This is a genomic window from Mycobacterium sp. G7A2 (assembly GCF_041902445.1).
GTDB lineage: Bacteria > Actinomycetota > Actinomycetes > Mycobacteriales > Mycobacteriaceae > Mycobacterium.
On record NZ_CP169251.1, the window covers coordinates 1,820,280 to 1,840,638 of the forward strand.

Below are 20,359 nucleotides of genomic sequence, written 5' to 3' on the forward strand. Positions count from 1 at the left end.
CCCCCCTAGGGTACTTAGGAAACGTCCCCGTCGGCGCCCCGCTCCGGGCGTGACAGCATCACGGCATGCGGATCCTCGTACAGCGCGTCACGTCGGCGCGTGTTTCCGTCTCCGGTGACGTGGTCGGGGAGATCCACCCCGACGGGCAGGGTCTGCTGGCGCTGGTAGGCGTGACCCATACCGACGACGCCGACAAGGCCCGCCGACTCGCGGAAAAGCTCTGGCAACTCAGGATTCTCGCCGACGAGAAGTCGGCGAGTGACACCGCGGCGCCGATCCTGGTGGTCAGCCAGTTCACGCTCTACGCCAACACCGCCAAGGGGCGCCGGCCCACGTGGAACGCGGCCGCGCCGGGCGCGGTCGCCGAGCCGTTGGTGCAGACCTTCGCCGACGCGCTGAGCGCGCTGGGCGCACAGGTGCAGACGGGCGTGTTCGGCGCGGACATGCAGGTCGAGCTCGTCAATGACGGCCCCGTGACCGTCCTGCTGGAACTGTGACTACTGGGCCGCGGTGACCGGGAAGCCTTCGGAGGGCTGCACGATGACGAACCCGTTGCCGTGGAAGGCGACCTGCAGCGCCTCTCCGGAGCCGCGGCCGATGAGCGCACCCGCTTTGAAGCTGGTCTTCAGTTGCGTCTGCAGGTTCGCCGACCACGCGACCACCGCGTTGGTGTCGGCGTAGGTGGGCGCCTCGGCGGTGTTGAGCACCACTGGCGGGCCGTCGGTGGTGATGGCCACCCACCCGGTGCCGCGCAACGTGGTGTTGAACAATCCGCCGGTGGCGATGCTGCCACCTTTGACCCGCTCGATGTTCCAGTCCAGGTTGGCCGAGAAGGCCAGCACGTTCTTGCCGCTGATCGACAGGCCGGAGTTGGTCAGGTTCAGCATGTGCACGTCGTAGCCGAACTCGGCCAAGAACACATCGCCCTGCCCCGAGCACCGCATCAGGGGTAGACCCTCGCCGGTCAGTGCCTTCTTCAGGAACTTCGAGGCCCCTCCGCCCTCGAAGGCGAAGTCGACGTTGCCCTGGTAGGCCACCATCGAGCCCTGCCTGGCCATGAACGGCTCACCGAGGCGAACGCGCAGCAGCTTGGCGTTCTGGTTCGCGATCGGCTTGGCCTCTTTCTCGCTGAACCGCCCGTCGACGAGGTCGCCGGAGATACCGGCGAAGCCGTCGCCGCCGGGCACGGCCTGAGCCTGGTCGCTGGGCTGCTGGCCGTGCTCCGGCTGGGCGTGGCGCGCAGACCCCTGTTGCTGGGCCGGCGGCGGGCCGAGCGGAGCCTGGTGCACCTGACCCTGGTGGGAGACCTGGTCGGTCCACCGCTGACCGTCGAACCACCGGTAATCGAATCGACCCTCCGGGTCGGGCTGCCAACTGCCTTGTCCGGGTCCTGTCACCGCCGCCTCCTTGACGTGTCTGGCCGATTGCCACCCTATGCGGTGGGGGACGGCTGCAGGCACCCCTTGAGGGCGGCGCTGACCGCTGTTTCGCTGGTGGCGAACCGCTCCGCACCTGCGCTGCAACGATGTAAGTATGTAATCATGAAACATCATTCCCCCCACCGCAGAGCAGGCCGCGCCGGCGGCTGGCAGCAGGCCGACCAGCCGGACGCAAGCGACGCCGCTGACTGGTTCGCCGGTCGTATGCCCGAACACTGGTTCACCGGCGACCCGGAGGTGACCGTCGACCGGGAGGAGATCACCGTCATCGGGCGCCTTCCCGAGGTCGACGGCGACGCCGGCGAGACGGAAGCCCACGCCTCCGGGCGGGCCGCCCGGTTCCGGGAGCAGACCCGCGCCGAGCGCATGCAGATCGCCGATGAGGCTGAGGCCCGATACCGGCGCAAGGTCGCCTGGGGCGTCGATGTGGGTAGCGGAGAGCCCGAACGAATCCTGTTCACCCACATGGCCGTGCCGGTGATGACCCGGTTACGCCAGCCCGAACGCCAAGTGCTCGACACCCTCGTCGACGCCGGCGTGGCGCGCTCACGATCGGACGCATTGGCATGGTCGGTGCGCCTGGTCGGCGAGCACGCCGACGAATGGCTGGGCAAGCTGCGCGCCGCGATGCGTGAGGTGGACGACCTGCGCGCCCAGGGGCCCTCGGTCTGAGTCGCGCGCATCTGTCGGACTGAGACGCGACGAAACCGCACAGGCTCGTCGCGATCGCCACGGGGGAGCAGTCGGGCAAATGGCCGTGGCGGCCTGCCGACCTGATACGATGACCAGGAAGGGTTTCTGGTAAGCCGATCCAGAACCGTCATCGTTCTCGACATGATTCGCCGCGAGGCAGCACTTCTACCCGGCGTGCCCGCGATGTCTCCCACTTCTCGTTTGTCGACGTTCTGATACGTCGTTAGCAGTTGGCGTCGATGCCTGCTCTCCTGCGTCAGCTTCGAAACCGAATGGACTCTGCGCATGCGCGACTTCACCTGCCCAAAATGCGGCCAACACCTCACCTTCGAGAATTCTCTGTGCCTCTCGTGCGGAAGCAGGCTCGGATATTCCTCCGAGAAGGCGACGATGGTCCTGGTCGATGAGCAAGGTTCTTCCTTGTGTGCGAATTCGGCGATTGCGCAATGCAACTGGTTGCTCGACTCTCGGGGGGCCGCCGACGGCGGCGGACTGTGCGCGTCATGCCGGCTGACACGGACCCGGCCCCACGATTCCGACGTCGCTGGGATGGCCAGATTCGCCGTGGCCGAGACCGCCAAACGCCGGCTGGTCGCGGAGCTGATCGAGCTCAGGCTGCCTATCGTTGACCGCACGCAGGACCCGCGGTTCGGGTTGGCGTTCGACCTCTTGTCGAGCACCGGAGAAAAGGTCGTCACCGGTCACGAGGACGGGGTCGTCACCCTGGACCTGGCCGAAAGCGACGACGTGCGCCGCGAGGAGTTGCGTGTCGCCCTGGACGAGCCGTACCGGACGCTGCTCGGCCACTTTCGACATGAGACTGGGCACGCGTACTTTCACCGCCTGGTCGGCGGCTGGGTCGCACGCCGTTCCGAATTCGTCGCCCTCTTCGGTGACCCTGCTGACGACTACCAGGAGGCGCTCGACCGCCACTATGGAACCGGCCCGTCGCCTGACTGGTCGACACATCACGTGTCCTCCTATGCGTCGATGCATCCCGCCGAAGACTGGGCAGAGACGTTCGCGCACTACCTGCACATCCGGGATACGTTGGATACCGCGGCGTCATTCGGCCTGGCCCCGGCCGCCGCGGCATTCGATCTGCTTCACCTGGGCCCCAACCGTTTCGATACGCTCATCGGGATGTGGCTGCCCCTGGCGTGGTCGCTGAACATGATCAATCGTTCCATGGGGCGCGCGGACCTGTACCCTTTCGTGCTGCCACCGCCGGTCCTGGAAAAGATGCGCTTCGTTCACACCGTCATCGACGATGCCGTCGTGTTCACCGAAACGCAGCCCGTTACCGCGACATGCGATAACTCCTGAGCGCAATGTAATTCGTGTTCCGGACGGTCCATGGCTTCGCTCGTCGAAGCCAGAAGCGGGCCAACGTCGTGGCTCAGGGCCTGTCGGCGGAGCTGTCAGGACTCCACGACACTGCCCGTTCCGCGCCAGTCCCATGGCGCGGAATGGAATTGAGCAGACTGCTTGATCGGCCATACGGCCGGCGGTTCACCGCTGGGCCTGATCAGCGGTTCACCGCTGGGCCCGAATTAGCGGTTCACCGCTGTGTCATCCTCCAATACTCTCCCCGCTGCGCCAGCAACTCGGCATGGGTGCCGCGTTCGACGATCCGCCCCGACTCCATCACCAGAATCAGGTCGGCGTCGCGGATGGTCGAGAGCCGATGGGCGATGATGAAACTGGTCCGGTCCCGCCGCAACTGCGCCATCGCGTGCTGGATGAGCACCTCGGTGCGGGTGTCCACCGAGCTGGTCGCCTCGTCGAGGATCAGCAGCTGCGGCTGGGCCAGCACCGCGCGGGCGATGGTGATGAGCTGACGTTCGCCGACACTGATGTTCGCCCCACCATCGCTGACCTGGGTGTCGTAACCGTCGGGCAGCGTGTGCACGAACCGGTCCACATACGCCGCCTTCGCTGCGTCCACGACTTCGTCGTATCGGGCGTCGGGGCGGCCGTAGGCGATGTTGTCGTACACCGAGCCGGCGAACAGCCAGGCGTCCTGCAGCACCATGCCGATCTGTGAGCGCAGGGAGCTGCGGCTGACCGAGGTGATGTCCACGTTGTCGATCAGGATGCGGCCGGCGTCGACGTCGTAGAACCGCATGAGCAGGTTCACCAGCGTGGTCTTGCCCGCCCCGGTGGGGCCGACGATCGCGACGGTGGAGCCCGGCTCGGCCACCAGTGACAGGTGCTCGAGGACCGGGGCGCCGGGCAGGTAGCCGAAGGACACCTCGTCGAACTCGACGCGACCGCGCCGTGACGCACCCACCGCCGGCAGCGTCGCGGGGGGATCGGCCGGCTCCTCCTCGGCGTCGAGCAGATCGAAGACCCGCTCGGCGCTGGCGATGCCCGACTGCAACGTGTTGTACATGCCCGCGATCTGGGTCAGCGGCTGATTGAACTGCCGCACATACTGGATGAACGCCTGGATGCCGCCCAGCGTGATCTGGCCGGTGGCCACCTGCACACCGCCGACGACGGCGACCGCCACGTAGCTGATGTTGCCGACGAACACTGTCGCCGGGGACACCAGACCCGAGAGGAACTGCGCCCCGAAGCTGGCCCGGTAGACGTCGTCGTTGAGTTCGTCGAACTGCTCGATCGCGCCCGCGCGGTGCCCGTAGGTCTTCACCACGGTGAAACCGCTGTAGGTCTCCTCGATGTGGGCGTTGAGCCTGCCGGTGTTGGTCCACTGGTCGACGAACAGCGTGCGCGACCGTCGCGCGATCGAGCGGGTCACCCACAGCGACAGCGGCACGGTGACCACCGTCAGCAGCGTCAACAACGGCGAGATGGTCAGCATCATCACCAGCACCCCGAACACCGTCAGCACCGAGGTCAGCAGTTGGGTGATCGACATCGACAGGGACTGCTGCATGTTGTCCACGTCGTTGGTGACCCGGCTGAGCACCTCCCCGCGCTGGCGGGTGTCGAAATAGCGCAGCGGCAGGCGGTGCACCTTGTCCTCGACGTCGGCGCGCAACCGGGCGATGGTGCGCTGCACGACCACGTTCAACAGCCGCGCCTGCAGCCAGACCATCAGAGCGGCAACCACATACAACGCCAACGCCAACGCCAACGTCCGGGCGACGGCACCGAAGTCCACCCCCTGGCCGGGCACCACGTTCATGCCGGAGAGCAGGTCGGCGAACGTCGAATCGCCGCGTGCCCGCGCCGCCTCGATCGCCTGCTCCTTCGTCAGACCCGAGGGCAGCTGGCGGCCGATCACCCCGTTGAACAGCAGGTCGGTGGCATGCCCGAGGATACGAGGACCGATCACGCTCACCGCGATACCGCCGACGCCGAGCAGGATCACCGCGACGGTCAGACCGCGTTGCGGGGTCAGGCGTCTGAGCAGTCGCAACGCCGAACCCTTGAAGTCGCGGGAGCGGACCTGCGGCGGTTCGTTCATCCGCATCGGACGAGCCATCGGACCGCTCATCGTTCGCCCGCCGACACCGACTGCGAGTCGGCCAGCTCGCGGTAGGCCGCGCAACCGGCCAACAGCTCATCGTGGGTACCGGAGCCCACCACCGATCCATTGTCGACGACGACGATTTGATCCGCCGAGGAGACCGTCGAGATGCGCTGCGACACAATGATGACGGTGGCACCGGCGGCCGCGTCGGCCAGCGCGGCGCGCACCCGCGCGTCGGTGTGGACGTCCAGGGCGGAGAACGCGTCGTCGAACAGGTAGATCGCCGGACGTCGGATCACCGCCCGCGCGATCGCCAGGCGCTGACGCTGCCCGCCGGACAGACTCATCCCGCCCTGCGCGATCCGCATGTGCAGCCCGTCCGGGTGGGCGGCGACGAACTCCTCAGCGGCGGCGACCCGCAACGCCGCCCACATCTCGTCCTCGGTCGCATCGGCCTTGCCGAACAGCAGATTGTCGGCGACCGTCCCGGCGAACAGATACCCGCGCTGCGGCACCAGGCCGACCGAATGCCACAACTGGTCCAGGTCGATCTCGCGGACGTCGACTCCGTCGACGCGGACCGAGCCCGAGGTGACGTCGTAGAGCCGGCAGATCATCGCGATCAGCGTCGACTTCCCCGACCCCGTGGAGCCGACGACGGCGGTGGTCTCACCGGGCCGCGCTGTCAGCGAAACCCGCTGCAGCACCGGCCGGTCGGCGCCCTCGTAACGGAAGGTGGCGTCGTCGAACACGACCTCCCCGGCGATGTGCGACAGCGTGACCGGCTCGGCCGGGCTGGCCACCGCGGGGTGGGTGTCGAGCACCTCGGTGATGCGTTCGGCGCACACCGACGCGCGCGGAATGATCACCAGGATGAACGTGGCCATCAGCACCGCCATCAGGATCTGCATGAAGTAGGCCAGGAACGCGATCAGTGAACCGACCTGCATCTCGCCGGCATCGATGCGCAACCCGCCGAACCAGATCAGCGCCACGCTGGAGACGTTGATCACCAGCGTCGTGACCGGCAACATCAATGCCTGCCAGCGTCCCGCTTCCAGCGCTGTGCCGGCAAGGTCCTGGTTGGCCTCGGCGAAGCGGTTGCGCTCGAACGGTTCTCGTGCGAACGCCCGCACCACCCGCAGACCGGTGAGTTGTTCGCGCATCACCCGGTTGATGCCGTCGATCTGGCGTTGCAGGCGACGGAAGATCGGCAGCAGGTGCGACACGATCCAGTAGTTCGTCAGCGCCAGCACGGGCACGCTCACCACCAGCAGCCAGGACAGCCCGGCATTCTGGTGCACGGCCATCGCAATGCCGCCGATACCCATGATCGGCGCCGTGATGAGCATGGTGCAGGTCAACTGCACGAGCAGTTGAATCTGCTGCGCGTCGTTGGTGGTCCTGGTCAACAGTGACGGGGCACCGAATCGCGCCGTCTCCTCCGCTGAGAAGCCGGTGACATGCCGAAAAACCGCGGAGCGCAGATCCCGGCCCACCCCCATGGCCGCGCGGGAGCCGAAGTACACCGCGCCGACGGCGCACACCACCTGCAACGCGGTCACCCCGAGCATCAGCGCGCCGAGCTCCACGATGCGGCGCAGATCGCCTTGAGCCACTCCGTCGTCGATGATCGCGGCGTTGATCGTCGGCAGATACAGCGTCGCCAGCGTGCTGATGACCTGCAGCGTCGCCACCGTGGCGAGCAGCCCGCGGTAGGGCTGGACGTGTCGTCGCAGCAGGGCCCAGAGCATCCCGCTACTGTCGCACACGGTCACCGCCGCGAACCTGTTCGGCTGCCGCACCTGAGAATCGCATAAATCGGCAGGTCAGTCGGCATGTCGGTGGTCGGGGCATGGGGCTGCAGCTACAGTGCATGGCGTGACTCACCGCGACCGCAGATTCCGCCGCTCGGCGCAGCGTCTCGCCGTCGTTGCGGTTGCCGTCGTCCCGGTGCTGGCCGCGTGTTCGGATTCGGAGTCGCCCTCCCCGGAGGTGCCGACCACGGATGCGCCGCAGCAGGACGTGTCCCACGGTCCGTTCTTTCCCGAGTGCGGCGGCATCAGTGACGAACAGATGACCGAGCTGACGCAGGTGGCCGGCCTGGTGAACACGGCCAAGACGTCGGTGGGTTGTCAGTGGTTGGCCGGAGGCAGCATTCTGGGCCCGCACTTCTCGTTCACCTGGTTCCGGGGCAGCCCGATCGGCCGCGAGCGCAAGACGATGGAGTTGTCGCGCACCAGCGTCGAAGACATCACCATCGAAGGTCACGAAGGCTTCATGGGCATCAACGAGGACCCGACCATGGGTGTCAACCTGTGCGAGATCGGTATCCAGTTCGGCGACGACTTCATCGAATGGTCGATCAGCTACGCCCAGGAGCCGTTCCCGGACGCGTGCGACGTGGCCACCGAACTCACCCGCCAGTCGATTGTGAATTCCAAATGAGGGCGCGCAGAGCTGTCGCAGGTTTCGTCGCCGCGCTGGCCGGCCTGGTTGTGCTGACCGGTTGCACCCAGACCGTCGAGGGCTCCGCTGCCCGGGCGGGTGCGGGGGACGTGCCGCGCAACAACGACTCGCAGCGCCAGTACCCCAACCTGCTCAAGGAGTGCGACGTCCTCACCGAGGACATCCTCGCCGAGACTGTCGGCGCGGACCCGCTGGACATCCAGAGCACGTTCGTCGGCGCGGTGTGCCGGTGGCAGGCCGCCAATCCGGCCGGCCTGGTGGACATCACCCGGTTCTGGTTCGAGCTCGGCAGCCTCGACCATGAACGCCAGGTGTCCCAGGAACTCGGCTACGACATCGAAGACCGGTCGATCGCCGGTATCCAGTCGTTCGTGATGCGCCCCAACGATCCGAACGGCGCGTGCGGCGTGGCCAGTGACGCAGCCGGCGTGGTGGGCTGGTGGGTCAACCCGCAAGCGCCCGGCATCGACGCCTGCGGCATGGCGATCAAGCTGATGGAGTTGACGCTGGCCACCCGCGCCTGACTGGAGCCCGGTCTGATTGCGCGCTCGACGCGCCCGGTCTGACTGCGCGCTCAGCGCGCCCCGGTCTGACTGCGCGCTCAGCGTGCGATGTGAAAGTCGACGAGTTCCGCGCTCCTCAGCTCCAGCTCGGCCCAGGGACGGTTCGTCCGCAACACCGCGATCGCCGAGGTCGGGAACTTCTCCAGGATCGCCTCCGCGGTGGCGCTCCTGCTCGACTCCTCGTCGGCGAGTCCGAGCGCGAGCCCGGACATCACCGGTTCGTGTCCCACCACCAGCAGGGTCGACGGATCGCTCGCCGCGTCGCCGAAGCGTGCAGCGACGCCGTTGATCTCGTCGATGACGATGCCGGGAGACGAATCGTAGATGCGGTCGACGTAGTGCACCGGCGCGTCGATACCGGTGCGTTCCAAGGTCTGGCGGGTTCGCGTCGCCGTCGAACACAGCACGGCGTCGACCGGGCTGACGCTGGTCCTGATCCAGTCTCCGACCAGCGCGGCCTCGCGGATCCCGCGGTCCGCCAGCGGGCGATCGTGGTCGGCGACTCCGGAGGGGTAGTCCGACTTGGCGTGTCGAAGCAGCAGAAGTGTGCGGTACCGGTCGCTCATCTGGATAACGGTAGGGCATGCCGGTCGGCGTCCCAGGAGTTGTCGGAGCGCCGCCCTAGACTCGCTGTGCCCGGACCAACGGGTTCACGGACGACCGGGGGAAGGACAGCTTGACATGCGCTTTCTGCACACCGCTGACTGGCAACTCGGCATGACCCGACACTTCCTGAGCCCCGATGCCCAGCCCCGCTACTCCGCCGCGCGGCGCGCTGCGATCTCTGCGCTGGGTTCGGTGGCCGAGGACCGTGACGCCGAGTTCGTCGTCGTCGCCGGCGACGTGTTCGAACACAACCAACTCGCCCCCGACGAAGTCGGGCGATCGCTGGAGGTGATGCGGGGCATCGGGGTGCCGGTCTACCTGCTCCCCGGCAACCACGACCCGCTCGACGCCTCGTCGGTGTACACCAGCGCGCTCTTCACCGCCGAGCGCCCCGACAACGTCATCGTCCTGGACCGCCCCGGCGTCCACGAGGTGCGTCCAGGTCTGGAGCTGGTAGCGGCCCCCTGGTACTCGAAGGCCCCGACCACCGACCTCGTCGCCGACGTGATCGACGACCTGCCGGCCGACGGGGTGACCCGCATCGTCGTCGGCCACGGCGCCGTCGACATCCTGGTCCCGGACAAGGACCGGGCCTCGCTGATCCGGCTCGACGCCGTCGAGTCGGCCCTGCAGCGTGGAGCCGTGCACTATGTCGCGCTGGGCGACAAGCACTCCCGGATGAGCGTGGGCGCGACCGGCCGGGTCTGGTACTCCGGCTCCCCGGAGGTGACCAACTACGACGACATCGAGCCCGACCCGGGGCATGTGCTGGTCGTCGAGCTCGACGAGGACGACCCCAGCCGGCCCGCGCGGGTCGACTCGGCGCGCATCGGACAGTGGCGTTTCGTCTCCCTGTGCCGTTCGGTCGATGACGGGCGCGATGTTGCCGACCTGGACCTCAACCTGGACCTGATCCCGAACAAGGAGCGCACCGTGGTCCGGCACGGGCTCACCGGTTCTCTGACGGTCACCGACCGCGCCGCGCTCGACGTCTGCCTGGACCGGTACGCGCGGTTGTTCGCCGCCCTCGTGCCGTGGGACAAGCAGACCGACCTCGCCGTGATGCCGGCGGACGGGGAGTTCGACGATCTGGGCATCGGTGGTTTCGCGGCCGCCGCGGTCGACGAACTCGTGGCCACCGCACGCTCCGACACCGCCGAGGCCGACGACGCGCGGGCCGCCCTGGGGCTGCTGCTGCGTCTGGCCGACGGGAGCGCGGCGTGAAACTGCACCGGCTGACTCTGACCAACTACCGCGGCATCACCCACCGCGACCTCGAATTCCCCGACCACGGCGTCGTTGTCATCAGCGGTGCCAACGAGATCGGCAAGTCCTCCATGCTGGAGGCGCTGGACCTGCTGCTGGAGGCCAAGGACCGCTCGACCAAGAAAGAGGTCAAGCAGGTCAAGCCGACCCACGCCGACGTCGGCGCCGAGGTCACCGCGGAAATCTCGACGGGCCCATACCGGTTCGTATACCGGAAGCGGTTCCACAAGCGCCCGGAGACAGAGCTCACGCTGCTGGCCCCGCGGCGCGAGCAGCTCACCGGTGACGAAGCCCACGATCGGGTGCGCGCCATGCTCGCCGAGACCGTGGACATGGATCTCTGGCAGGCCCAGCGTGTCCTGCAGTCGGCGTCCACCTCGGCGGTGGATCTGTCCGGGTGTGACGCGCTGTCACGTGCGCTCGACGTCGCTGCCGGTGAGGTCGACGACCAGCCGGCCGCCGGCGGTGCGGTGGACTCGCTGTTGATCGACCGTGTCGACGCCGAATACCGGCGCTATTTCACGGCCACGGGGCGGCCCACGGGGGAGTGGGCAGCAGCCATCGCTCGCCTGCGCACCGCCGACGAGGAGGTTGCCCGGTGCGCCGCCGCGGTCGCCGAAGTCGACGAAGCCGTCCGCCGGCATGCCGCGCTGACCACGGATTCGGTCACATTGACGGCGCAAAGCACTGCTGCGGCAACCATTCTCGCCGAGGCGCAGGAGGCTGCTCGTGCGGTCGAGAGGTTGCGTACCGAGATCGCGCAGGCCACCGTGGTGGCCGGTGCAGCGACCGAGAAGCATCGTATGTCGGTGTCGGCCCTCGCTGAGCGCCGGCGTGCCCGCGCGGACATCGATGAGCGCGCTGCGGCCGTGACCCGGCTGCAGGCCGAATCAGACTCTGCCGCCGATGATCTGGATACCGCGTCGACGATGCAGAAGGAGGCCGAACAGGTCGCGGCCGCGGCACGCACGGCGGTCGAGGCCGGCCACCGCCGGGTCGAGGCGGTGCGTGCCACGGTCCAGCGCCTGTGCGACCGCGAAGAACTCGATCGGCTCGCCGGTCAGCTGACGACCCTGCAACGCCATCAGCGTGAATTGGACGAGGTGCAGCGTGACCTCGGCGCGATCACGCTCACCGCCTCCCTGATGGCGGCCGTCGAGGATGCGGCCGCCGCCGTCGACCGGGCCCGCGCGGCCGCCGACCAGGCGTCGGCGCATCTGGATCTGGTCGCCGCCACCGACCTCGAGGTGACGATCGGTGAGGACCGGATCAGATTGTCGGCGGGGCAGGACTGGTCGGCGGCCGTCAGCGGCCCCACCGGGGTCGACATCGCCGGCGTGTTGTCGCTACGCGTGGTGCCTGGCGCACCGGCGGCGGCCACGCAGGCCACACTGGACGCTGCGTGCGCGAGACTGGCCGATGTTCTCGGGCAGGCCGGCGTCACCGATCTTGCGACGGCGCGGCACACGGATCAGCGGCGCCGCGAATTGGCCGGCGCCGCGGAGCGGCTGCGCGGCATCCTCGATGTGCTCACCGCCGAGCACACCGTTGACGCTTTGGCTGCGCGCGTCGACGCCCTGCGGGCGGCGCTGCCCGCCGATGACGGATTGTGGGACGCCGATGCGGGTGGGCCGCGCGACGTCGCTGCCCTGCGTGCCGAACTGGACGCCGCCTCTGCCGAACACCAACAGCTCGTTCGTGACTGCGAAACCCACCGCAAGGTCGCCGAAGAGACAGCCAAGCTGCTGTCCGACCGCGAGCTGCGCGCGGCGCGCGCCAAAGAGAAACTCGATGCCGCCCAGGCCGAGCTGACGCTGGCCACGCAGCGACTGTCCGCGCAGCGGGCCCTCACTCCAGACGACGACCTCGCCGTCGCGGCCGAGGCGGACGCCGAAGCGGTCCGGGCAGCGGATTCGCTGGTCGCCCGCCTCAACGACGACCTCGAGCGGCACCAACCCGACGCCGTGGCCGCCGCCCTCGAGCAGGCGCAACGGCAGCATGACCGCCTCGACAGCGAGCGCCAGCGCGCCGCTGAGTCGCTGCGCGAGGTCGCCACTCAGCTCAAGGTGTACGGCACCCAGGGCCGCCAAGGCAGGTTCGACGAAGCCGAGACCGAGCGCCAGCATGCCGAGGCCGAGCATCTGCGTATGCAGCGCCGGGCGCAGGCCGCACAGCTTCTCAGGTCGGTCATGGTGCGACACCGCGACGCCACGCGGCAGCGTTACGTCGACCCCTACCGCGGCGAGGTGGAGCGGTTGGGCCGCGTCGTGTTCGGCGACAGCTTCGAGATCGACGTCGACGCCGATCTGCGCATCGAGCAACGCACCCTCTCCGGCCGGACCGTGCCCTATGAATCACTGTCCGGTGGGGCCAAGGAACAGCTGGGCATCGTGGCCAGGCTGGCCAGTGCTGCGCTGGTGGCCAAGGAGGATGGGGTGCCCGTCATCATCGACGACGCGCTGGGCTTCACCGACGCCGACCGGTTGGCCAAGATGACCGATGTCTTCGACGCGGTGGCCGGCGACGGGCAGGTCATCATCTTGACGTGCAGTCCGCAGCGCTACGCCGGGGTCATCGAGAGCGCCGAGCACATCGAGTTGACCGCGTAACCCGTCGCTGCCGGTTTGGCGGGCATCCCGGCGGGGCAAAATGAGTCCGATGACGATGAGCTCCCGGCGTCGGCGGGCGCACGACCGGCTGGCTGGGCTGCCGGGTGTGCGTGCCGTGCGCCGGCCGGTGCATCCGAGTGGCGGGGCCGACGGTCCGCATTTCGACCTCTACTACGTGCGCATCGGCCGCAAGTCTCGGCATCCACTTCTGGTCATCCCCGGCGGGCCCGGAGCGGCGTCGGTGGCGCTGTACCGGGCGTTTCGCCGTCATGCTGCGGTCGACGGCCTCGACGTGATCATGGTGGAGCACCGCGGCGTGGGTCTGTCGCGCCACGACGATGCCGGTCGGGACCTGCCGCCGGAAGCCATCTGTATCGACGCTGCGGTGGACGACGTCGCCGCGGTGCTCGACGACGCAACAGTCGAGCAGGCCGTCGTCTACGGCGCCTCCTACGGCAGCTATGTGGCGGCCGGGTTCGGGGTGCGGCACCCGGGGCGCGTACACGCCATGGTGCTGGACTCGCCGCTGCTGTCGGCGCACGACATCGTCGAGGCCCGCGCACAGATTCGGCACGTGCTGTGGGACGGTGCGACGCCCGACACCGCCGAGCTTGCTGTCAAGGTACGCACTCTGGTCGACGCGGGGGTGTTCACGCCGCAGGCGGTCCTGCAGGCCGTGGGCATCTTCGAACTCGCCGGACCCGACGTGTTGCGTCGCCAACTGGATCTGCTGCTGGCCGGACATGATTGGCTCTGGACTGCCGTCGGCGTGGGTACCCGGCTGCTGCTGGAGCGCAAGACGCCGTATCACCAGGAGCCCGACCTGGTCGAGCGGATCGCCTACCGCGAGTTGAACTACGGCGCGGTGCCCGACGGCGGGCCGCTCGATCCCGCGGTGGCATTCCGGGAAATGGCCACGGGGGACGCCGGATTCGTCGCCGAACCATATGATCTGCCGGCGGCACTGCCGGGTTTCGGCTGGCCGACCGTGGTGGTCTCCGGTGGGCGTGACCTGACCACGCCGCCGGCGATCGCGCGGCGAGTGGCCCAGCTGCTGCCTGATCCTGCCCTGGTCGAACTGCCCACCGCGGGCCACAGCATCCTCGACATCCGAGAGCGTGCCGCGTTGCAGATCAGCCTGGCCGTCTGTTCGGGTGCGGCGCACGAACTGCCTGGCCGCGCCGCCGAACTCGATGCGCTGCCGGCGAACCTCACGGTGCGGCTCATGGTGCGGGCGGTCGCGCTGGCGGCCAGGGCCGAGGCGGTGGTGCCCGACGTGCTACCCCGCGCGATGCGTCAGCTCACGGCTTCATGAACCCGACGGCGGTGTAGTTCAGGTCGCCGATGCCGGTCGGGCCGAAGTTCGCCAGCGTGCTGCGGACCGCGACATTGCCCGGCGACTGGAACAGCGGCAGGCTGAAGCCCTCCGACCAGATCATCTTGTCCAGTTCGTTGGCCAGCTCGCGCGCCTTCGCCGGATCCAACTCGGAGAGGGTCTCCTCGATCTGCGCGTCGATCTCCGGGCTGCCGATCTTGCCGAAGTTGCTCTCGCCGCCCGACGCATAGATCTGGGTGAGACCCGCCAGAGCGAAGGCGTCACCCACCCACGAGAACTGGGCGATGTCGAAGTTGCCCGGCGTCACGAAGTCGGTGAACAGCTGGCCGCCGCCCACCGCGTTGAGCTGCAACTCCACCCCGATCTGGGCCAGGTTGTTCTGCGCGATCTGGGCGATCTGCCGAGTGCTCTGCGCGTCGTAGAACACGTCGCGGATCGTCAGGCGGCGACCGTCCTTCTCCCGGAACTGACCGTTCACCTGCCAACCCAGCGCGTCCAGATCACGCTTGGCGGCTTCCGGGTCGAAGCCGATGCTGTTGTCCTGGTAGCCCTCCTGGCCGGCCAGATAGATGTGGTTGTTGAGCGGAACCGGGTTGTCGACCAGACCCCGTTGGGTCACCGAGGCGATGGCCTGGCGGTCGATGCCCTTGGAGATCGCGGTGCGCAGCGCCGGATCTGCCAGGATCGAGCCTTCGGCCCCGTTGAACGTCATGTGATACCAGCTCGGAGCGGGGGCCCGCCGGATCGACACGCCCTGGGTGCGCCGGGCGATCGTCAAGTCGTCGAGGTTGGCCACACCCACGGCATCGAGCGCGTTGTTCTGCAGCGCAGGCATCTTCGCGGCGTCGTCGAGCACGGTGTAGGTCACCGCGTCCAGCACCGGCGTCTCACCCCACCAGTCCGGATTACGGGTCAGCGTGATGCGTTGGGCGGCGCGGTCGACCGACGTGATCATGAACGGGCCGGCGGACGGAGCCGGTCCGTTCAGGAAGCCGCGGTTGAACGCTTCCGGGTCCTGGGTCATCGACTTCGGCGCCAGCATGCTGTTGCCGGCGAACATGCCCCGCCAGTCGGCGTAATGCTGAGCGAATGTGATGACGGCCTGCCGGTCGTCGACGCCCTTGGTCACCGATTCGACTCGCTCGCTGCCGTTCGGCGCGGCGAACAGGAACCGGTCGTCCTTGCCGCTGGTGGCGTTGATCTGCGCCGCGAAGTCCTCCCAGGTGATCGGCGTGCCGTCGGTCCACACCGCCTTCGGGTTGATGGTGTAGGTGACGACCTGGGGGTCGGTACTGGTCAGCTCGACGCTGGTGAAGTAGTCGCTGTTGACCGTCATCTCGCCGTCGGGCTTGATGAAGAACGCGCGCGGCAGCGTCCAGCGCAGCAACCCGCCGAAGTCGGCGACGTTGCCGTCGATGTGCAGGTAGTTGAAGTTCGGCGGGAAGCCCGACAGCGCCAACCGCAGGTTGCCGCCCTGCTGCAGCGTGGCGGGGTCCTGCGGATTGATGTCGGCGCTGGCGCCCAGTTCGGCGTCGCCGCCGGCGGAGGGGGCCTCGTCGGGGCTGGAGCAGCCGGTCACCACCAGCCCGAGCGTGGCCACCACCGCGAGAAACCGCACCCACGCCGTCATCGCCGAAGGACGGTGCGCACCTGGTCTCAGATCACCCATGCGCTCCGACTCTAATGGTGATCGGGCAGGGCCCGCGGTACCGCGGCCAGCAACCGGCGTGTGTAGTCGTCGCGCGGATGCTCGAACACCTGCGCCGCCTCACCCTGTTCGACGATCACCCCGCGGTTCATCACGGCGACGTCGTGGGCCAGGTGCCGCACCACCGACAGGTCGTGGGACACGAACAGGTAGGCCAGCCCGAATCGGTCCTGCAGGTCGAGGAGCAGGTTGATGATGCCGGCCTGGATGGAGACGTCCAGCGCGGAGACCGGCTCGTCGAGAGCCAGGATCTTCGGCTGCAGCGCCAGCGCGCGGGCGATGCCGATGCGTTGCTTCTGGCCGCCGGAGAACTCGGCGGGGTACCGGCTGGCGTCCTGGTGGCGCAGCCCCACCGTGGTGAGCAGTTCGGCGACCCTGTCGTTGGTCGCGGCCTTGTCGAATCCGTTGGCCCGCAACGGTTCGGCCAGCACGTCGAACACCGGCAGCCGCGGGTCCAGCGATGCGACGGGGTCCTGGAACACCACCTGCAGATCACCGCGCAGCGCACGCCGGGATCGCCGGTCCAGGTCGGCGACGTCGGCACCGAGCACTTCGATGGTCCCGTCTTGCGGAGCGGTCAGCTCCAGGATCTGATGCAGTGTGGTCGACTTGCCGCTCCCGGACTCGCCGACGATGCCCAGGGTGCGGCCCTGGCGCAGCTCGAAGCTGACGCCGTCGACGGCGCGCACCTCACCGATGCGGCGCCGCAGCACCGCACCCTTGGTCAGGGTGTAGGTCTTGACCAGGTTGTCGACCCGCACCACGACCTCGGAGCCCGGCGCCGGGGCGGTCTGCGCCGGTGCGCTCGGCACGCCGTAGATGTCGGCGGCGCTGCGGCCGGTGACCTCGTCGCTGCGGATGCAGGCCACCCGGTGATCCGGCCCCACCTCGTCCAGCGCGGGTTCCTCGGCGCGGCAGTCGTCGACAGCCAGCGGACACCGCGGCGCGAAGGGGCAGCCGGGCGGCAATGACACCATCGACGGCGGGGCGCCGGGGATCGGCACCAGACGGGTCCCCTGTGCCGCGTCGAGGCTGGGCGCCGACCCGAGCAGGCCCGCGGTGTAGGGCATCCGGCGGTCGCGGTAGAGCTCGTCGACGGGCGCGGTTTCGACCGCCCGGCCGGCGTACATCACCAGGGCGCGGTCGGCGAACTGGGCGACCACCCCGAGGTCGTGGGTGATGATCAGCACCCCCGCACCGGTGACATCGCGCGCGGTGCGCAGCACGTCGAGGATCTGCGCCTGCACGGTGACGTCGAGCGCGGTGGTCGGCTCGTCGCAGATCAGCAGGTCCGGGTCGTTGGCGATGGCGATGGCGATCACGACGCGCTGCCGCTCACCGCCGGACAGCTCGTGGGGGAACGCGCGGGCGCGCTGTTCGGGCTGGGCGATGCCGACCAGTTCCAGCAGCTCGACCGCGCGGGCGCGGGCCGCGCGGTCGCCGAGCTCGCGCTGGTGGATGGAGATCGCTTCGGCGATCTGGTCTCCGACCGGGTAGACGGGCGTGAGCGCCGACATCGGATCCTGGAACACGGTGCCGATCCGGTTGCCTCTGATGCGCGACATCTGCTTGTCGGGCAATCCGAGCAGTTCGTCGCCGTGCAGGCGCACCGAGCCCGACACCTCCGCATATTCGGGCAGCAACCCGATGACGGCCATCGCCCCGGCGGACTTGCCCGCCCCGGACTCGCCGACCAGCGCCACCACCTCGCCCGCGTCGACGTGGTAGTCCAGACCGCGTACCGCGGCGACGCGTTCCTCGTCGGTGGGGAACGTCACGGTCAGGCCGCGGACCTCGAGCAGGCTCATCGTGCTGCCTCCCGACGCTCTCGCCAGCGCCGCCGACGGGCCGGCCGGATCCCCGGGTCGAGCGCGTCGCGCAGCCCGTCACCGACCAGGTTGGCGCACATGACGATCAGCACCAGCGCGCCCGCCGGGACGAGGAACACCCACGGAAACGTCGTCACCGAGTTGGTGCCGTCGGCGATCAGGGTGCCCAGCGACACATCCGGGGGCTGCACCCCGAAGCCGAGAAAGCTGAGCCCGGTCTCGGCCAGCACGGCCAGACCGACGTTCAGCGCGGTGTCGATGATCAGGATCGAGGCCACATTGGGGACGATGTGGCGCGCGATGATGCGCCAGTTGCTGACGCCCATGTAGCGGGCGGCGACGACGAACTCGCGCTCGCGCAGGCTCATGGTGAGTCCGCGCACCATGCGGGAGCTGATCATCCAGCTGAATCCCGCCAGCAGCAGGATCAGCCACAGGATGGTGCCCGACTCGCGGGTGCGCGGGGTGACGATCGCGATCAGGATGAAGCTCGGCACCACGAGCAGCAGGTCCACGAGCCACATCAAGGCCCGGTCGCGCCAGCCGCCGAAGTAGCCGGCGATGGCCCCGACCGTCGCGGCGATCAACGTCGAGATGAACGCCACGCACACCCCGATCAGCATCGACTTCTGCATGCCGCGCAACGTCAGCGCCAGCAGGTCCTGGCCCAGCGCGTTGGTGCCCAGCCAGTGGGTCGGGCTCGGGGGTTGCTGCAGTGCGTAGTAGTCGAGGTCGGTGTGCGAGTAGGGCAGCAGCGCCGGCAAGGCGTAGGCCGCGATGAACATGGTGACCAGCACGACCAGCGACACCACCGCAGGCCGGTTACGCAGGAAGCGGCGCCACACGAGGCGGCGCCGGGAGGTGAACGTGGTCTCGGTCATGACACCCGCACCCTCGGATCGAGCACCGCGTAGATGACGTCGGAGAGCAGCCCCGCCAGCAGGATGACGACGCCGAAGAACATCACGATCGCGACCACGATGTTGGTGTCCTGGCTGGCGACGCCCTGGATCACCCATTCACCGACACCGTGCCAACCGAAGATCTGCTCGACGAACACGGCGCCGGTGAACAGGCCGCCGACGCTGTAGGCGAACAAGGTGGCCATCGGGATCAGCGCGGTGCGCAGGCCGTGCTTGAACAGCGCTCGGCGACGGGTCAGGCCCTTGGCGCGTGCGGTGCGGATGAAGTCCTGGCCGAGCACGTCGAGCATGGCGTTGCGCTGGTAGCGGCTGAAGCCGGCGATCGAGGCCAGCGCCAGGGTGAAGGTGGGCAGAATCAGGTGCTGCAGGCGGTCGACGAGCCGGTTCCACGTGCCCCCGGTCGCGTCGGGTGAGGTTTCCCCGGTGTACTCGAACACCTGCACCCCGAGGATGGTGTTGACCTTCAGCGCCCCCAGGATCAACAGGTTGGCGATCACGAAGGTGGGGGCGGACAGGACCAGCAGCGACAGCACCGTGATGACCCGGTCGGACAGCCGGTACTGACGGATCGCGCCCCACGCGCCCACCACGACGCCGACGACGGTGCCGAGGACCGAGCCGATGAGCACCAGCCTCAGGCTCACCCCGATACGGCGCCACAGTTCATCGCTGACCGGCTGGCCACCGACAGTCGTGCCGAAGTCGCCTCGCACCGCTCCGGACACCCAGTTCGCGTAGCGCACCGGAATCGGCTTGTCGAGGTCCAGCTCGGCGGCCTTGGCGTCGATCACCGACTGCGGCGGACGCGGGTTGCGCTCCAGCAGGCTGTCGAGCGGATTGAACGTCAGCGACGTCAGCGCGAACGTCAGGAACGACACCACGCCCAGCAGCACCACGTAGTTGAGCAGCCGACGCGTCAGGAAACGGGTCATCCGGTGGTTCCACCGCTGGGCTGCATCCCGACAGGGTAGGAGAAATGCCGCGGCCCGGCCCACCGATGCCCACTCCGGCGCGCCGGTCCGTCAGCGGGTGGGTGCGTCCACGACCTCGGCCGCGCATGCGGGAGCGCCCGGCGCGGCCATTCCCGGTGCACCCATTCCGGTCGGCCCACCAGGCGGGCCGAATCCCGGAGCTCCGGGTGGGCCGGCGACCGGTGATGACCCTCCGCTCGCGGCGAAGATCGCCGCGCCGCCCACGGCCGCGATGGCCGCGGCCACCGCGACGGCCGCCGTGGTCTGGCGGGTGCCCCACCTCTGGTGTGGTTGCGGGCTGCCCCATGTCGGAGCGGCCGGCCTGGTGTGATCGGTATCCATGGCGCCCAGCCTGATGCCGGCCGATTGGTGCCCGCTGTGCGTGGGCTCAGCGTCGGGTAGGCGTGCTCGTCAGGCGGCCGACGGGCACCGTTTCACAGCGTGCGCATAGCAACGGCACAGGACCCGCCTACGGCCCGGACACATAATGGGGTCGTGTCCGAGT

At 68.6% G+C, this 20,359-nt stretch carries 17 protein-coding genes; 8 read left to right on the forward strand and 9 right to left on the reverse strand.

Translation table 11 applies throughout. The annotated features are described in order from the left end of the window. The first annotated feature begins 65 nt into the window (after positions 1-65). The gene (dtd, locus tag ACEWX3_RS08930; protein WP_207066906.1) at positions 66-497 is read left to right on the forward strand and encodes a D-aminoacyl-tRNA deacylase; all 432 of its coding nucleotides are present in this window, start codon (positions 66-68) and stop codon (positions 495-497) included. Here the strand turns inward: dtd and ACEWX3_RS08935 are convergent, their stop codons facing one another. Continuing rightward, the gene (locus ACEWX3_RS08935; protein ID WP_207066905.1) at positions 498-1,397 is read right to left on the reverse strand and encodes an AIM24 family protein; all 900 of its coding nucleotides are present in this window, start codon (positions 1,395-1,397) and stop codon (positions 498-500) included. A gap of 144 nt (positions 1,398-1,541) precedes the next feature. Between ACEWX3_RS08935 and ACEWX3_RS08940 the strand changes: the two genes are divergently transcribed. Then, on the forward strand, positions 1,542-2,111 hold the full coding sequence (locus ACEWX3_RS08940; RefSeq protein WP_207066904.1) for a hypothetical protein: 570 nt from the start codon (positions 1,542-1,544) through the stop codon (positions 2,109-2,111). Between the two features lie 306 nt (positions 2,112-2,417). After that, positions 2,418-3,458 carry a putative zinc-binding metallopeptidase gene (locus ACEWX3_RS08945; RefSeq protein WP_374159217.1) on the forward strand — a complete coding sequence of 347 codons (1,041 nt, stop codon included), beginning with the start codon at positions 2,418-2,420 and terminating at the stop codon, positions 3,456-3,458. Between the two features lie 235 nt (positions 3,459-3,693). Here the strand turns inward: ACEWX3_RS08945 and ACEWX3_RS08950 are convergent, their stop codons facing one another. After that, positions 3,694-5,598 (reverse strand): ABC transporter ATP-binding protein, encoded by a 1,905-nt coding sequence (locus ACEWX3_RS08950; protein ID WP_374159218.1) that lies wholly within the window; start codon positions 5,596-5,598, stop codon positions 3,694-3,696. Then, positions 5,595-7,328: an ABC transporter ATP-binding protein gene (locus ACEWX3_RS08955; RefSeq protein WP_374159219.1), complete on the reverse strand. Its 1,734-nt coding sequence runs from the start codon at positions 7,326-7,328 to the stop codon at positions 5,595-5,597. The genes ACEWX3_RS08950 and ACEWX3_RS08955 overlap by 4 nt, the downstream gene beginning before the upstream one ends. Before the next feature lie 118 nt (positions 7,329-7,446). Here ACEWX3_RS08955 and ACEWX3_RS08960 point away from each other — a divergent pair, with 118 nt between their 5' ends. After that, on the forward strand, positions 7,447-8,022 hold the full coding sequence (locus ACEWX3_RS08960; protein ID WP_348727052.1) for a DUF3558 domain-containing protein: 576 nt from the start codon (positions 7,447-7,449) through the stop codon (positions 8,020-8,022). Next, a complete protein-coding gene (locus tag ACEWX3_RS08965) occupies positions 8,019-8,567 on the forward strand; it encodes a DUF3558 domain-containing protein (RefSeq protein WP_207066899.1) in 549 nt (182 codons plus the stop codon). The genes ACEWX3_RS08960 and ACEWX3_RS08965 overlap by 4 nt, the downstream gene beginning before the upstream one ends. Positions 8,568-8,644: 77 nt before the next feature. On the opposite strand, the gene ACEWX3_RS08970 is transcribed toward ACEWX3_RS08965, so the two are convergent. Beyond that, on the reverse strand, positions 8,645-9,172 hold the full coding sequence (locus ACEWX3_RS08970) for a histidine phosphatase family protein (RefSeq protein WP_207066898.1): 528 nt from the start codon (positions 9,170-9,172) through the stop codon (positions 8,645-8,647). Positions 9,173-9,287: 115 nt separating this feature from the next. On the opposite strand from ACEWX3_RS08970, the gene ACEWX3_RS08975 reads away from it, so the two are divergent. Genes ACEWX3_RS08975 through ACEWX3_RS08985 form a run of 3 tightly spaced genes read left to right on the forward strand, consistent with a single transcriptional unit; the run spans position 9,288 to position 14,402 of the window. Continuing rightward, positions 9,288-10,436, forward strand: coding sequence for an exonuclease SbcCD subunit D (locus ACEWX3_RS08975; RefSeq protein ID WP_207066897.1), 1,149 nt, complete (start codon positions 9,288-9,290; stop codon positions 10,434-10,436). Then, positions 10,433-13,087 (forward strand): AAA family ATPase, encoded by a 2,655-nt coding sequence (locus tag ACEWX3_RS08980; RefSeq protein WP_374159220.1) that lies wholly within the window; start codon positions 10,433-10,435, stop codon positions 13,085-13,087. The genes ACEWX3_RS08975 and ACEWX3_RS08980 overlap by 4 nt, the downstream gene beginning before the upstream one ends. A gap of 49 nt (positions 13,088-13,136) precedes the next feature. Next, positions 13,137-14,402, forward strand: a complete 1,266-nt coding sequence (locus ACEWX3_RS08985; RefSeq protein ID WP_374159221.1) for an alpha/beta fold hydrolase — start codon at positions 13,137-13,139, stop codon at positions 14,400-14,402. Here ACEWX3_RS08985 and ACEWX3_RS08990 read toward each other — a convergent pair. The 5 genes from ACEWX3_RS08990 to ACEWX3_RS09010 all read right to left on the reverse strand — a co-directional run bounded on the left by ACEWX3_RS08990 (position 14,389) and on the right by ACEWX3_RS09010 (position 20,196). Beyond that, positions 14,389-16,092, reverse strand: a complete 1,704-nt coding sequence (locus tag ACEWX3_RS08990; RefSeq protein WP_373889055.1) for an ABC transporter family substrate-binding protein — start codon at positions 16,090-16,092, stop codon at positions 14,389-14,391. The genes ACEWX3_RS08985 and ACEWX3_RS08990 overlap by 14 nt on opposite strands. Positions 16,093-16,103: 11 nt before the next feature. Next, positions 16,104-17,939, reverse strand: a complete 1,836-nt coding sequence (locus ACEWX3_RS08995; RefSeq protein WP_207066894.1) for an ABC transporter ATP-binding protein — start codon at positions 17,937-17,939, stop codon at positions 16,104-16,106. Continuing rightward, positions 17,936-18,841 (reverse strand): ABC transporter permease, encoded by a 906-nt coding sequence (locus ACEWX3_RS09000; protein ID WP_207066893.1) that lies wholly within the window; start codon positions 18,839-18,841, stop codon positions 17,936-17,938. The genes ACEWX3_RS08995 and ACEWX3_RS09000 overlap by 4 nt, the downstream gene beginning before the upstream one ends. Then, on the reverse strand, positions 18,838-19,815 hold the full coding sequence (locus ACEWX3_RS09005) for an ABC transporter permease (RefSeq protein WP_207066892.1): 978 nt from the start codon (positions 19,813-19,815) through the stop codon (positions 18,838-18,840). Before ACEWX3_RS09005 ends, ACEWX3_RS09000 begins: the two co-directional genes overlap by 4 nt. A 90-nt stretch (positions 19,816-19,905) precedes the next feature. Then, positions 19,906-20,196: a hypothetical protein gene (locus tag ACEWX3_RS09010; protein ID WP_221363100.1), complete on the reverse strand. Its 291-nt coding sequence runs from the start codon at positions 20,194-20,196 to the stop codon at positions 19,906-19,908. Positions 20,197-20,359 lie beyond the last annotated feature (163 nt).